We start from the raw sequence: 13,810 nt of genomic DNA, 5'->3' as shown, positions 1-13,810 counted from the left end.
GGGAGAGCGGCGCAGGGCGTCAAACCGGCAAATGAAGCAGGTCGCAGTTCTCGCGAGCCCATCGCCCTGGGTGTCGCTCGCGCGTGGCGTTCCCGAGTGCGGAGTACATGAGATGAGCAACGCGCTGTCGAAGCCGAGCCGCCCATACGCGAGCACCGTGTCGCGCTGCCGGTGGTGTTGCAGCTCATGCCGCACCGTGAGCCGGAACGCCTCCGCGTCCTCCAACACACCAGTGGGCACCACGACCCACGCGCCCCGACCCGGGAACCACACGGAGAACGCGCCCCCTGCCGTGTCCCCCAGCACCACGCGCACGCGGCCCACGCGGCGAAGCAGCGGCAGGGCTTCAAGTCCTCGCAAGAGCCGCGCGTACCGGCGCAGCTCCCACGCCAGGAACCCGAACGCGCCCAGCCCCAGGCCCAGCGCCACCCACGGCACGGCATCCGGCACGCCACCGTCCTCCGAAATGGGCCCCGACACCGCCACCCGCGAGGCCCGCGCCTCCGGAAGCGCCAGCGGCGCGGTGTAGCGCACCAGCGAACGCTCGAACGTGAAGAGCGGCGCCACCGGCAGCAGCTCGCGCACCGCGAGCGCACCGAAGGGCAGCAGCACCGCCAGCCCCAGCGTCACCCGGCCCACGCGCAGCGTCTGCCGCGCGCTCAACCTCCGCGCCATCCCCAGCCCCAGCGCCGCGCGCAGCAGCCCGAAGCCCACCGCCACCAGCGCCGCCGCCGTGAGGTACGCGGCCAGCCAATCCCTGAGCGAGAGGTTCATCCCCTGCCCCCCTTGCGGCCCAGCAGCTTGCGGATCTGCTCCACCTCCTCCGCCGACAGCGGCACCGACTCCACCAGCCGCGCCACAAGCGACGAAGGCGTGCCGTCGAACACCGTGGCCACCAGGTGACGCACGCTCTGCGCCTCATAGGCCTCGCGCGACAGCCGCGCCGAGTACAGGTGGCCGCGCCCCTCCTTGCGGCTGTGCACCACGCCCTTCTGCTCCAGGATGCGCAGCACCGTGGACACCGACGTGTAGGCCAGCTTTCGCTCCGGAGGCAGCGCCGCGAGCACGTCCGCCACGCTCACCTCCCCCAGCTTCCACACGAGCTGCATCAGCTCCAGCTCCACCGGCGTCAGCGGCCGGGACTCCTCGACGGATGGCGACCTGGACACGGCAGCGACCTCCCCTGCGGAGAACTAAAACCTTAGTTCCGACACAACTAAGCCTTTAGTTGGATTCCGTCAAGCAGGCGCGGCAAGCGGGGAAGCGCCAGGGGGTGCGGATTCCCACGCGCCGGGTGGAGCAAGTCTTTAGACTGCGCTCACATGCTCCACGTCATACCTCTGGGCGGCCTCGGCGAAATCGGCCTCAACGCCATGGTGCTCGCCTGTCGTGGGGAGATGCTGCTCATCGACGCCGGACTGATGTTCCCCTCGGCGGGAATGCCGGGCGTGGACATCATCGTCCCGGACTTCACCCACCTGAAACGCAACGCCGCGCAGCTCAAGGGCGTGCTCTTGACGCACGGCCATGAGGACCACATCGGGGCGCTCCCCTACCTGCTCGCCGAGGTACCGGTCCCCATCTACGGCACGCGCTTCACGCTGGCCCTCGCGCGCAACCGCCTGGAGGAGCTGGGCGTGGCGGCGGACCTGCGCGAGATCGAACCGCGCTTGCCCTTCAAGGTCGGCACCGCCTTCCAGGTGGAGGCCACGCGCGTCACGCACACCGTGCCGGACGCGGTGGGCTTCATCGTCCGCACGCCCGAAGGCACCATCATCCACACCGGCGACTTCAAGCTGGATCCGGACCCCATCGACGGGCTGAAGACGGACCTGGAGCGCTGGGGCGAGGCGGGCGACGAAGGCGTGCTGTGCCTGCTGTCGGACTCCACCAACTCCGAACTGCCCGACGAGACGGGCAGCGAGCGCGTGGTGCAGTCCACCTTCGAGCGCCTCTTCCAGGAGACCAAGGGCCGCATCGTCGTCGCGCAGTTCTCCTCCAACCTCCACCGCGTGCGACACCTGTTGGAGCTCTGCGAGCGCACCGGCCGGCTGGTCGCGCTCCAGGGCCGCAGCATGGTGCGCAACGTGGAGCTGGCGCGGGAGATGGGCTACCTCCAGGTTCCCGACTCGCTCTTCGTGCACCTGGACTCCGTGCCCAAGCTCGCGCCCCACCGCGTGGCGGTGCTCACCACCGGCGCCCAGGGCGAACCCCGCGCGGGCCTCACCCAGCTGGCCAACGGCGACGGGCCCGTGCGGCTGGAGCCCGGCGACCTGGTCATCGTCAGCGCCCGCCCCATCCCGGGCAACGAGCGCTCCGTGGGCGCGCTCCTCGACCAACTCCACTGGCGCGGCGCCCGCATCGTCTACGCCCAGGTGGAGCCCGGCGTGCACGTCTCCGGACACGCCAGCCGCCCCCAGCAGCGCCGCGTGCTGGACATCGTGCGCCCGCGCAACTTCATCCCCGTACATGGGGAAGTCCGGCACCTGCACCGACACCTGACCACCGCGCGCGAATCCGGCATGTCCCCGGAAGGGCTGCTGCTGGCCCATGACGGCGACGTGGTGACGTTCCAGGAGGGTCAGGGGCGCTTCACGGGCAGCGTGCCCTCCGGCCGCATCCTCCGGGAGCGCTCGGGCAACGGGGTGCTGTCGGCGGAGACGCTGGTGGAGCGCAACCGGCTGGCGGAGACGGGCATGGTCGCCGCGGTGGTGGTGCTCCGGCGCGACACCCAGGCCCTGGTGGCGGGGCCCCAGCTGTCCGGCCAGGGGCTCTCCCCCGACGAGCAGGGCGTGCTGTCCCGGGTGGCCCTGGAGGCGAAGGCCTACTTCGAGGAGTTCAACCCCCAGCTTCGCGGGGACGACGCCCTGGCGCGCGAGGAGCTGGTCCGGGCGGTGAAGCGGGCCTTCAAGCAGCACACCTCCCGACGCACCCTGGTGGTCCCCTTGGTCGTCCGGGTGTAGGTATGGTAAGGGCGCCGAAGCCCCCATGCCCTCTTTCGACGTCGTCTCCAAAATCGACCTGGCTGAGCTCGACAACGCGGTCAATCAGACCAAGAAGGAGCTCAGCACGCGCTATGACTTCCAGGGCGTCAACGCCGACATCATCGTCGCCCCGGACAACACCTCCGTCACGGTGAAGGCCAACAGCGAGGACAAGGTCCAGGCCGCCAAGGAGGTGCTGCTGGTGAAGCTGGCCAAGCGCGGCATCAGCCTGCGGGTGCTGGAGTTCGGCGACATCGAGAAGACGGGCCTCGCGAACGTCAAGCAGCCCATCAAGCTCCAGCAGGGCATCCCGGTGGAGAAGTCCAAGGAGCTCATCAAGGTGCTCAAGGACTCGAAGATCAAGGTGCAGGCCTCCATCCAGGCGGATCAGCTTCGCGTGACGGGCAAGAACCGCGACGACCTGCAGGCCGCCATGGCGTTGTTCCGCAAGGAGCAGGACCGGCTGAGCCTGGACATGCAGTTCACCAACTTCCGCGACTGAGCGCCTCCCGCCATGCACGCCGCCCCCCCGGCCCTCCTCTCGCTCTGCCTGCTGCTCGCCTCCTCCGCCCCGCTCGCGCAGGAAGCCGCGCGCCCCAGCCGTCCGGTGCCCGTGCTCAAGAAGGCGCCGCGTCCGGAGGGCGGGCTCAAGGACTTCGGCTCGCCGCTGGTGCTCAAGCCGCTGACCGTCGAGGGCGCCACCGCGAACTTCTCCGCCCGGGTGGGCTGGCGCAAGGACACGCTCTTCGTGGGCGTGGAGGCCACGGACAACCAGCTGCTCGCGGGCGACCTCATCACCCTCACCCTGTCCTTCCCGGACGCGGGCCCCACCGCCACGGGCTACACCTACCGCTTCGCCTTCGACGGCCAGCGCACCTCCGCGGCCGACAGCGGCACGCCCCGGTTCGCGCAGGGGCTGGTGAACGCCTCGGTGCACCGCCGGGGCGACACGCTGGTGGTGGTGGCGATGGTGCCGGTGCGCGCCCTGCCCCGCTTCCCCGCGGTGGAGCCGCTCGTCATGGACCTGTGCGTCACCTACGAGGACCAGGACCAGGTGGGCCAGAAGACGGTGCCGGTGTCCAACTGCACGGGCGGCACGACGATGGTGGGCGAAGCGCTGCGGCTGCCGGACGACGCGCGCAAGAACCTCAAGCTCAAGCCCCCCGCGTCCGTCACCGCCCTGGAGGCGGCCCCCACGGGCTGGCTCGGCTGGGGCGTGATGCCCTATCCGGACTGGGCCCAGGGTGACGCGCCGCTCACGCCGCAGTCGCTGCGCGCGCTGGTGGCGCCCAAGGCGGTGGACGCGTCGAACATGGGCGTGAACGTGCCGGACACGTTGAGCCTGCCGGACGGGCGGCCGGTCGTTACCGTGCTCACCGGGAAGAATCCCTATGCCGTCGAGGGTCAATGCGACTCCGACGACGAGCTTCGGATGGGGCTCTACGTCGTATCGGGCAAGACGGCGCAGCAGGCGCTCGAGTGGCCGGCCGCCACCTGTGCGCTGGGTCGCGCCAGTTCCATCGAACTGGATGAAGAGGGAGCGCTGACCATCGGTTACTCGAACGGCGCCATCGTCAACTTCGTTTGGAGTGCGGACCACTTCGATCGAACCGAAATCGGAAAGCGGTAGACGCAGTGGAAGAAACCAAGAGCCTGTACATGATGACCCTCGGCTGCCCGAAGAACCGGGTGGACTCCGAGGTGATGCTGGGCACGCTGCGCACCCGCGGCTATTCGCTCGTGCAGGACCCTGCCGCCGCCCAGGTCATCGTCGTCAACACGTGCGCCTTCATTGGCCCGGCGAAGCAGGAGTCGGTGGACTCCATCCTGGAGATGGCGGAGCTCAAGAAGACGGGCGCGTGCAAGACGCTCGTCGTCACGGGCTGCCTGTCCCAGCGCTACGGCCAGGACCTGTCCCAGGAGATGCCGGAGGTCGACCACTTCCTGGGCACCAGCGCCTACGCGCAGATTGGTGACCTGCTGGCCGCCGAGGCGTCGCCGCGTCAGGTGATTCCGGATCCGGACTACATCCACAACGCCCAGACGCCGCGCATCAACTCGATGCCGAAGTACACGGCGTACCTGAAGATCTCCGAAGGCTGCGACAACGCCTGCGCGTTCTGCATCATCCCCACGCTGCGCGGCGGTCAGCGTTCGCGCACGGTGGAGGACATCCTCGCCGAGGCGCGCAACCTGGCGGACAGCGGCGTGCAGGAGCTGAACCTCGTCGCGCAGGACCTCACGGCCTACGGACATGATCTGCCCGGCAAGCCCAAGCTCCACGAGCTGCTCCGGGAGCTGGCGAAGGTGGACGTGAAGTGGATCCGCCTGCACTACGCCTACCCGCGCGTGTTCCCGGACGAGCTCATCGACGTCATCGCCTCCGAGCCGAAGATCGCCAAGTACCTGGACATGCCGGTGCAGCACGCCAGCGACAAGCTGCTCCTGTCCATGAAGCGCGGCCGCAACTCCAAGTTCCTCAAGGAGCTGCTCACCAAGCTGCGCGAGCGCGTGCCGAACCTCGTGATGCGCACCTCGCTCATCGTCGGCCTGCCGGGTGAGACGGAGGAGGACTTCGAGCTGCTCAAGGAGTTCGTGAAGGAGCAGCGCTTCCAGCGCCTGGGCGTCTTCCAGTACTCGGATGAAGAGGGCACCTCCGCGTTCGACCTGCCGAACAAGGTCCCCGCGAAGACCATCGAGCGCCGCTGGCGCGAGGTGATGGCCATCCAGAAGCGCATCAACCGCGAGCAGAACAAGAAGCTCGTGGGCCAGAAGCTCACCGTGCTGGTGGAGGGCCCCAGCGAGGAGTCCGAGCACCTGCTGGTGGGCCGCCACGAGGGCCAGGCGCCGGAGATCGACGGGCAGGTCTACATCAACGACGGTCTGGCGTACCCGGGCGAGTTCGTCACCGTGGAGGTGACGGAGGCGCACGACTACGACCTCATCGCCCGCGTGGTGGAGCGTCCGGACCCCAAGCAGCGCACGCACACCCCGCGCGAGGCCCCGCCCGCGCCCGTGCCCATGAAGGCGCTGAAGCGTCCCGCGGAGCCGCGGCCGGAGTAGTCACCGGCGGCGGTCGACAGCGCTACTTCGGATCCTCGGGCTCCAGCTCGCGCTCCTCGACGGGAGGCGGCTGCGGGCCCGAACCTTTGGTGGGCACCGCCACGCCCTCGCCCAGCGGCGTCGGCTGGCACTCGCACACCGTGCGCCGCGACGCGGTCTCCGTGACGAAGGCGCAGGTGGTGGGGCACTCGGGCTGGCGGCCCTCCTCCACCAGCGACACGGCGTAGCCGCGCGCGGCCTGGAGCGCGGCGTGACACGCGGGCAGGGTCTGCGCCAGTGACGTCCATGGCAGCCGGTGCTGCGTGTTGGCGCCGCGCTGGGTGGTGGGGAAGCTCAGGCCCACCTGACAGCCCGTCTCCAGGCGCTGGCCGTCCGCGCCCCGGGGCTCCACGTACAGCCGCACGCCCTCGGGCACGTCCCGGTACACCGCGCCGGAGAGGGCCACCGCGCCGTCCGGCTCGGGGTGCACGAAGACGCCGTAGCAGGCCTCCTCGCTGAAGGCCCCGCCCTCGCCCGCGCACTGCTGCCGGCCACCGTCCTCGGGCGTGCGCACGCGGGGCCTGCGCAGCACCAGCGCTCCGCCCTGCGCGTCCACGGTGGCGGTGAAGTGGCCCCACACGTCCGGCCCCAGACGGCCCAGGCTGCTCTGCGACGGCCAGCGGCCCGCGGCCTCCATCACCAGGGGGCGCACGCCCAGCCCGTCGGCCACCTCCACCGCGTCCACGGCGAAGGTGCGCGGCGGCAGGCCCGCGGCCGTCTCCAGCGGCTGGAGTCCCTGCGCCATCGCGGGGTCCACCGCCAGCCGGGAGAAGGGCTCGCGCGTCCCCAGGACGAAGGGGCCGGTGACGCTCGCGGTGCCTTGCGTTACCTGCACGGCGAGCAGCGCCCAGTCCCCCACGGGGTCGCGGCTGAGCTCCACGACGTGGGACTCGCGCGCCGCGTCCGACGCGCGCAGCTCCGCGTCGTAGGCTTCGCGAGGGCGCGTGGCGGTGAAGGTCACCTCGCGGCGCAGCGGATCCACGGTGAGCGCGTACGGGGCCAGCACGTCCTGCCCCAGCGTCACCGAGCAGCCCTTCTCACCGGAGAGCAGCACCGTGCGCAGGGGCGGCGCCACCGGGCCCACCGTCAGCGCGGGGGCCGGCACCTCGGGCCAGGAGCGGTGGCCACCGGACGGCTCGGGCACGCGCGCGGTGCCGGCGGGCGCGGGCGGTGTGCCGCCGAAGCAGCCGGTGGTCACGAGAGACAGCGGGCGCGCGACATCCAGCACGACGGGCACGGCCCGGCCCTCCAGCCGGCCCGCCACGGTCAGCCGCAGCGCGGGGGACGACAGGAGGGGCAGCGTCTGCCCCACGAGGCTCGTGGGACGCACGGGCCCCGGAGGCGCGGAGTGACATCCCGCGCCCAGCAGCACGCACCCTGCCAGCAGCACGCCGCGCATGGAGGGCGGCCTTCCTACTGCGACTTCGGCTTGGTGAAGTCGTCCACGCGGGTGCCCTCGGGCGGGTTCAGCTTGAAGCTGTCCGCCGCGATGCCCACGTTCGTCTTCAGGTCCACGAAGGCAATGGCGTTCTCACTGCCGTCCGGGTCCACCACGGTGCTCTTGAGCACCTGGGCCGTCGTCGGATCCACCTCCAGGCGCACCTGGCGGAAGCGGGGCTCCGTCTTCAACGGATCCAACACCAGCAGCGTGCCCTTGCAGTCCTTGCAGTCGCCCTTGGAGATGGCGAACTCCTGCTCGAGCTTCCCCTGGCCGAAGAGGAACGTCACCGACGCGGAGAGCTGGCTGGTGTCCATCGCGGCCACCGACAGCGTCTGCGCGGCCGGGTCGTACATGTACACCTTGTTGCCCGCGAGCACGAAGGTGCGGGGCGACGGGTTCGTGTACTCCCAGCGCATCAGGCCCGGCTTCTTGTACGTCACCGTGCCGGTGGACGACTGCGTGCGGCGGAAGGTCTTGTACTTGTAGTCCTGCTTGAAGCCCGACTTGAAGTCGCCCGTCTTCTCGTAGAAGGCCTGCATCCGGTCCACGAGCGTCTTCACCTCGGGCGTCATCTTCGGCGCGGGCTTCGGGGCGCTGGCGGCCGTCGCGGGCGTGCCCGTGCCCGCATCGGAGGGCTTCGCGGCGGGAGCCACCGCGCCGGCATCTGGCCGGCCCGCATCCGGCGTGCCCGAGGGCTTCGGCAGGGCGGCCGGGGCCTTCGCGGCGGGCGCGGACTTCGGCGCGGGCGCCGTCTGGGCCACGGGTGCGACGGGCGCGGCGGTGGTGGGGGCCTGCGGCACGGCGAGCAGCGTGAAGAGCAGGGATTCCAGCAACATGGCGTGCGCCTCCGGAGCAGGCACCGGGGTGCCCGCGGGGACCATCTACCGCATCCGGACGGCCCCCGGGGGGCCAGCATTCACCGCTGTGTGGCTTTGACCAGACGCTTCCGCTGCTTCACGCCCAGCAGGTAGAAGCGCTCGCGCAGGGCCTGGGCCTCGTCGGGCGTCAGGTCCCCGGAGCCTCCCAGGTGCTCGTCCCGCCAGGCGATCGCCCGGCTGATGCTCGCCGAGGCCGCCGCGGAGATGTTCAGGCTCTGGCTGAAGCCCTTCATGGGCACCCAGAAGGTGCCGTCCACGCCCGACAGCACGTCGTCACTCACGCCGAAGCGCTCGTTGCCGAACACCATGGCGAACTTCGTGTCGAAGCGCAGGCTGTAGAGGCTGGTGGCCCCTTCGCGCAGCGCGGACGCGTAGAGGCTGAAGCCCTGCCCCTTCAGGTGCTCGCGGCACTCCGCGAACGTCTTGTAGAGGTGCACGTCCAACCACTTGTCGCAGCCCTGGGCCACCCGCGAGTTGGGGATGAAGGGCGCGTCCGGGTTGATGACGACGTGCACCTCCTGCACGCCCATGGACTCGCAGGTGCGCAGCACCGCGGCCATGTTGAAGTTGTCCTCCAGCCGGTCGAGCACCACGGTGAAGTTGCGCGTGCGCTGGCTGACGACGCGGTCGATGCGCTCCTTGCGTTCGTCGAGCAGGAACTGCTCCGGCTCGACGACGTCGCGCTCGAACTTCTCGTAGCGGGGGCCTCCACCAGCCATCGACTCAGCGCCTCCCGCCGGACTTCTTCGCGGCGGACTTCTTCGCGGATGTCTTCCGCACGGGCTTCCTCGCGGACGCCTTCACCGGGGCCTTGCGAACGGCCTTCTTCGCCACCGGCTTGCGCGAGGTCTTCTTCGCGGCGGCCTTCTTCGCCACGGACTTCTTCGCCACGGCCTTGCGAGCACCGACCGCCTTCTTCGCCACGGCCTTCTTCGCGGCGGCCTTCTTCGCCACGGGCCTGCGCGCGGCCTGCTTCGCTGCGGCCTTCTTCGCCGGGACCTTCTTCGCCGGGGCCTTCTTCGCCGCGGCCTTCTTCACGGGGGCCTGCTTCGCGGAGGACGCCTTCTTCGCGGGAGCGGCAGCCGCGCGCTTCGGCGGGGCCTCCGTGTGGATCTTCTCGGTGCGGCCGGTGAAGAGCACCTCCGCCACCGCGTCCATTAGCGCCTGCATGCCCTCGCCCGTCGCGCAGGAGACCGGGTACACGCGGATGCCACGGCGGCGCAGGGCCTCCGTGAAGGGCCCCAGCCGCTCGCGGGCCTCCGTCAGGTCCAGCTTGTTCGCGGCCACGACCTGCGGCTTGCTGGCCAGCTCCGCGCTGTACTTCTTCAACTCCACGTTGAGGATGTTGAAGTCGTCCAGCGGCTTGCGGCCCTCGCCCTCGGCACCCATGTCGATGAGGTGCACCAGCACCTTGCAGCGCTCCACGTGGCGCAGGAACTGGTGGCCCAGGCCCACGCCCTCGCTGGCGCCCTCGATGATGCCGGGGATGTCCGCCATGACGAAGGACAGGTTGTCCTTGTACTGGACCATGCCGAGGTTCGGCACGAGCGTGGTGAACGGGTAGTCCGCCACCTTGGGCCGCGCCCGGCTCACGCGCGAGATGAACGTGCTCTTGCCCGCGTTGGGGAAGCCCAGCAGGCCCACGTCCGCCAGCAGCTTCAGCTCCAGCCGCAGGGTGATCTCCTCACCCTGGGTGCCGTCCTGCGCGAAGCGCGGCGTCTGGCGCGTGGAGGTGGCGAAGTTCATGTTGCCCAGGCCGCCGCGGCCGCCCTTGGCCGCCACGTACTCCTGGCCCGGCTCGCTCAGGTCCACCAGCAGGTCGCCGGTGTCGTTGTTGCGGATCAACGTGCCCACCGGCACCTGGAGCACCATGTCCTCGGCCCCGTGACCGTTGCAGTCACTGCCCATGCCGTGCTCGCCGTTCTTCGCCCGGTGGTGCTGCTGGTAGCGGTAGTCCAGGAGCGTGGTGAGCTGCGGGTTCGCGACGAACGACACGGAGCCGCCGTTGCCGCCGTCCCCGCCGTTGGGACCGCCCCGCTCGATGAACTTCTCGCGCCGGAAGGACACGGCGCCGTTCCCGCCGTCTCCCGCCTTCACGTAGATGCGTACTTCGTCGACGAACTTCATGGGGCGAACGCCCTCCTGGAAAAATACAAAGCGGGCCGTCCTCGCATCCAACCGTCCGCGAGGACGGGGTGGACCGGGAACGACCCGCTCGGGGATGCCGTGCCCGGGGTTGCCCCCGGAGCAGCCAACTAGGCGCTCGCCTGCTCAGCGGCGGCGGCCGGGTACACCGACACCTTCTTCTTGTCGCGGCCGAGGCGCTCGTACTTCACCACGCCGTCCACCGTCGAGAAGAGGGTGAAGTCGCGGCCGAGCTTCACGTTCGTGCCCGGGTGGATGACCGTGCCGACCTGCCGCACGAGGATGCTGCCCGCGGAGATGGTCTCGCCGCCATACACCTTCACGCCGCGGTACTGCGGGTTGGAATCACGCCCGTTGCGCGAAGAACCCTGTCCCTTTTTATGGGCCATGACACCTGCTCCTTGAAGTTCGTGACTGAAAAAGTCCGGGAAGGCAGCGACCGACTAGCCGGAGATCGAGGTGACCTTCACCTCGGTGTACGGCTGGCGGTGGCCACGGCGACGCGTCCAGCCTTCCTTCTCCTTGCGGAAGTGGAGGACGCGGCGGTGCTTGTCCTGCGCCAGCACCTTGCCCACGACCTTCGCTCCCGACACCGTCGGCTGCCCCACCTTCGGGCTGTCCGAGCCGCCCAGGAGGAGGACCTCGGTGAAGGAGACCTCGGCGCCGATGTCCCCGGTGATCTTCTCGATCCGGAGAACGTCGCCTTCGGCAACGCGGTACTGCTTCCCGCCTGTGCGAATGACTGCGTACATCGTCGAACCCCTGTCAGCTTCGGGTTGGTTCAACCCATGGAATCCAACGCGCATTTCGGACGGCGGACCGCCCGGCGCGCTAAAAGACGGCGGGACTTACGGGAAACCCCGGGGGGAGTCAAGGCACATGGCGGATCAGACCTCCCCGCCGCCCCTATTTACTTTTGAATGGAATTCCCGGAATAAAGTCTACTGGAAAGCAAGCGGATGATCGCTAGGATGCGCGCCGCTTGAAACCCAACCTGTACCTCATTTCGAGGGGGAGACACACCATGAAGAAGATCATGTTCGGCTTGGCGGCCATGGCCTCGCTCACGCTCACGGCTTGCGGCGGCAGCGTTTGCGACGACGCGAAGGATGCCGGCTCGCACCTGAAGTCCGTCTACGAGAGCTGCGGCATCGACGCCTCCGACATCGAGTTCACCGACGAGGATCTGAAGAGCTGCGAGGAGAGCACCAAGTCCTGCACGGACGACGACAAGGAGAAGCTGAGCGCCTTCACGGACTGCGTGAGCGACATCAGCGACTGTGCCGACAAGACCCAGGGCGAGCAGACGGCGCTCCTCGGCAAGCTCGTCACCTGCAGCGGCAAGATCTCCGGCCTCAGCTCCGGCTGTAGCACCAACTAGTCGTCCGCCGCTGAAGCAGGTCAGGGCCCGGTTCCCTCTCCAGGGAATCGGGCTCTTTCGTTGCGGGCTCCCGCCGCGCGCGCGCCCAGGGCCCGGCCCACCACGCGGTGGCGCTGCTGGTACTCCAGCTCCAACGGGTCCAGCCGCAGGCCGCGCTCGTAGGCCTCCAGGGCGCGCTGCAGCTGGCCGTCGCGCTCCAGCGCGCCGCCGGTGAGGAAGTGCACCCGCGCGGCGCCCACCGCCTGTGGCTGCTCGGTGAGGTACTCGCGGCGCAGGGCCTCCGCCTGCCCGGGGGTGAGGCCCGCCTCCAGGCACCGGGCGACGCCCCGGGGGTTGCCCAGCCGTGCGTCGTAGCGGGCCCGACGCAGCGGCAGCCCCAGCGTGTCGCCCGCGTCCCTCACGCGGCCCAGCAACGACTCCAGGCGCGCCTGCTGCCCGCGCGACAGGGGCCGATGCCGCAGGGCGGACAGGGTCGTCCACACGTCGCGCGCCCGCTCCCGTACGGCGTCCATGTCCACGTCCGGCGCCAGCCCCAGCACCGTGTAGTGGGTGCCATCCCCGCCGGGCCGCTCGCGGTGCGCCTCCAGGACCCGCTCCGCCTCGGCGTCGTCGGGGAGCTCCCGGGGCGTGGGCGGCGCGGAGGCCGGGGCGCCGGAGAGGTGCTGCTCCACGCGGGCCTTCAACGTGGCCGACGGCGCGACGAACTGGACGCCGAAGCCCGGGCACATGCTCCAGGCGCGGGCCTGCTCGGGCGAGACGTGGCGCACCACCTCGCACGTGACGGCCAGCGGCCCCGTGCGCAGCGGCAGCACCACCTGGACCCGCGCGAACAGCGGGGGCAGCTCCCCCGTCGCGTGCAGGAACACCCCGCCGCGCGACAGGTCGGAGCCCGTGAAGGGCAGGGGCTGCGTGCCCGGATGCAGCAGCACCTGCACCGGGAGGGACCCACCGCCCGTGCCACGGCCGGAAGCCTTGGGAGGCGCCACGGGCGGGGCCATGGGAGGGGTCCGCTGGGGCCCCCCCGGCGGCGGCGTCCGGCCACCCCCCGCGGCGGGCACGGGGGATGCGGACGGGGAGGCGCCCACGGGGCCGACGCGCGGCGGTGGGGTCCGCACCACCAGGCTCTGCTCCAGCGCGATGCGCAGGGCGAGCGCACTGGGGAAGCGCTCCTCGGGCGTCTTCGCCAGCGCACGCAGGACGACGGCCTCCACCGCGGCCGGCACCCCGGGTTGCACCGAGCGCAGCGGCGGCGGCTGCCGCGTCTGGTGCGCCACGAGCTGCGCCGTGAGCCCCTCGTCGGGAAAGGGCAGCCGCCCGGTGAGGAGCTGGTAGGCGATGACGCCCATCGCGTACAGGTCCGCCCGGCCATCCAGGCGCCGGCCCAGCGACTGCTCGGGCGCCATGTACTCCGGCGTGCCCACGATGATGCCCGCCAGCGTCTCCGGCATGCTCGCGTCGAGCAGCTTCGCGATGCCGAAGTCGAGCACCTTCACGAACGGCATCCCCCGCCCGCGCTTCACCAGGAAGATGTTGTCCGGCTTCAGGTCGCGGTGAACGATGCCCCGCGCGTGCGCGGCCTCCAGCGCGTCGCACACCTGGGACAGCACGGGAATCACCGCCGCGGCCGACAGCGGCGTCCCCACCCAGGCCGACAGCGGTGCCCCTTCCAGGTACTCCATGATGAGGTACGGACGCAGCGCCGCGGCGTTGAGGTCGTAGATGCTGACGATGTTCTCGTGACCGATGAGGTTCACCGCCCGGGCCTCGGCGTGGAAGCGCTGCACCAGCTCCGGGTAGCGCGCCAGGTGCTCGTGCAGCACCTTCACCGCCACCCGGCTGCCAATGGACTCGTGCTCCCCCAGGTACACGGAGCCCATCC

The 13,810-nt window shown here is 70.4% G+C and carries 13 protein-coding genes and 1 pseudogene; 5 read left to right on the top strand and 9 right to left on the bottom strand.

The features are described from left to right. Positions 1–774 (bottom strand): annotated as a pseudogene (locus tag D7V97_RS28200) (hypothetical protein); the annotation flags it as partial. Further along, positions 771–1,169: a BlaI/MecI/CopY family transcriptional regulator gene (locus D7V97_RS28195; RefSeq protein WP_120613733.1), complete on the bottom strand. Its 399-nt coding sequence runs from the start codon at positions 1,167–1,169 to the stop codon at positions 771–773. The gene D7V97_RS28195 and the pseudogene D7V97_RS28200, both read right to left, overlap by 4 nt. Before the next feature lie 153 nt (positions 1,170–1,322). Here D7V97_RS28195 and D7V97_RS28190 point away from each other — a divergent pair, with 153 nt between their 5' ends. Genes D7V97_RS28190 through rimO form a run of 4 tightly spaced genes read left to right on the top strand, consistent with a single transcriptional unit; the run spans position 1,323 to position 6,047 of the window. After that, positions 1,323–2,963 (top strand): ribonuclease J, encoded by a 1,641-nt coding sequence (locus D7V97_RS28190; RefSeq protein WP_120613732.1) that lies wholly within the window; start codon positions 1,323–1,325, stop codon positions 2,961–2,963. 25 nt (positions 2,964–2,988) lie between these two features. Continuing rightward, the gene (locus D7V97_RS28185) at positions 2,989–3,486 is read left to right on the top strand and encodes a YajQ family cyclic di-GMP-binding protein (RefSeq protein ID WP_120613731.1); all 498 of its coding nucleotides are present in this window, start codon (positions 2,989–2,991) and stop codon (positions 3,484–3,486) included. 12 nt (positions 3,487–3,498) lie between these two features. Next, entirely contained in the window at positions 3,499–4,614 is a 1,116-nt protein-coding gene (locus D7V97_RS28180; RefSeq protein ID WP_199728969.1) for a hypothetical protein, read from the top strand. A gap of 5 nt (positions 4,615–4,619) precedes the next feature. Beyond that, positions 4,620–6,047 (top strand): 30S ribosomal protein S12 methylthiotransferase RimO, encoded by a 1,428-nt coding sequence (gene rimO / locus D7V97_RS28175; protein WP_120613730.1) that lies wholly within the window; start codon positions 4,620–4,622, stop codon positions 6,045–6,047. A gap of 22 nt (positions 6,048–6,069) precedes the next feature. Here rimO and D7V97_RS28170 read toward each other — a convergent pair whose 3' ends face one another. From D7V97_RS28170 to rplU, 6 genes are all read right to left on the bottom strand, one after another. Next, positions 6,070–7,485: a hypothetical protein gene (locus tag D7V97_RS28170; RefSeq protein ID WP_120613729.1), complete on the bottom strand. Its 1,416-nt coding sequence runs from the start codon at positions 7,483–7,485 to the stop codon at positions 6,070–6,072. A 14-nt stretch (positions 7,486–7,499) separates the two neighbouring features. Beyond that, entirely contained in the window at positions 7,500–8,363 is an 864-nt protein-coding gene (locus tag D7V97_RS28165) for an outer membrane lipoprotein carrier protein LolA (protein WP_233583270.1), read from the bottom strand. 80 nt (positions 8,364–8,443) lie between these two features. Continuing rightward, positions 8,444–9,124 (bottom strand): RNA methyltransferase, encoded by a 681-nt coding sequence (locus D7V97_RS28160; protein ID WP_120613728.1) that lies wholly within the window; start codon positions 9,122–9,124, stop codon positions 8,444–8,446. 4 nt (positions 9,125–9,128) lie between these two features. After that, positions 9,129–10,532: a GTPase ObgE gene (obgE, locus tag D7V97_RS28155; protein WP_120613727.1), complete on the bottom strand. Its 1,404-nt coding sequence runs from the start codon at positions 10,530–10,532 to the stop codon at positions 9,129–9,131. A 128-nt stretch (positions 10,533–10,660) separates the two neighbouring features. After that, on the bottom strand, positions 10,661–10,939 hold the full coding sequence (gene rpmA / locus D7V97_RS28150) for a 50S ribosomal protein L27 (protein ID WP_120613726.1): 279 nt from the start codon (positions 10,937–10,939) through the stop codon (positions 10,661–10,663). A gap of 54 nt (positions 10,940–10,993) precedes the next feature. Continuing rightward, a complete protein-coding gene (gene rplU, locus D7V97_RS28145; protein ID WP_120536730.1) occupies positions 10,994–11,302 on the bottom strand; it encodes a 50S ribosomal protein L21 in 309 nt (102 codons plus the stop codon). 272 nt (positions 11,303–11,574) lie between these two features. On the opposite strand from rplU, the gene D7V97_RS28140 reads away from it, so the two are divergent. After that, on the top strand, positions 11,575–11,931 hold the full coding sequence (locus D7V97_RS28140) for a hypothetical protein (RefSeq protein ID WP_120613725.1): 357 nt from the start codon (positions 11,575–11,577) through the stop codon (positions 11,929–11,931). Between the two features lie 20 nt (positions 11,932–11,951). Here the strand turns inward: D7V97_RS28140 and D7V97_RS28135 are convergent. Then, positions 11,952–13,810, bottom strand: a 1,859-nt coding sequence (locus tag D7V97_RS28135; protein WP_120613724.1) for a serine/threonine-protein kinase, incomplete at its 5' end; no start/stop codon positions are given.

Source organism: Corallococcus sp. CA053C, assembly GCF_003611675.1.
Taxonomy (GTDB): Bacteria; Myxococcota; Myxococcia; order Myxococcales; family Myxococcaceae; genus Corallococcus.
Note: the sequence above shows the minus strand (reverse complement) of the source record. Positions and strands in the feature narration are given on the sequence as shown.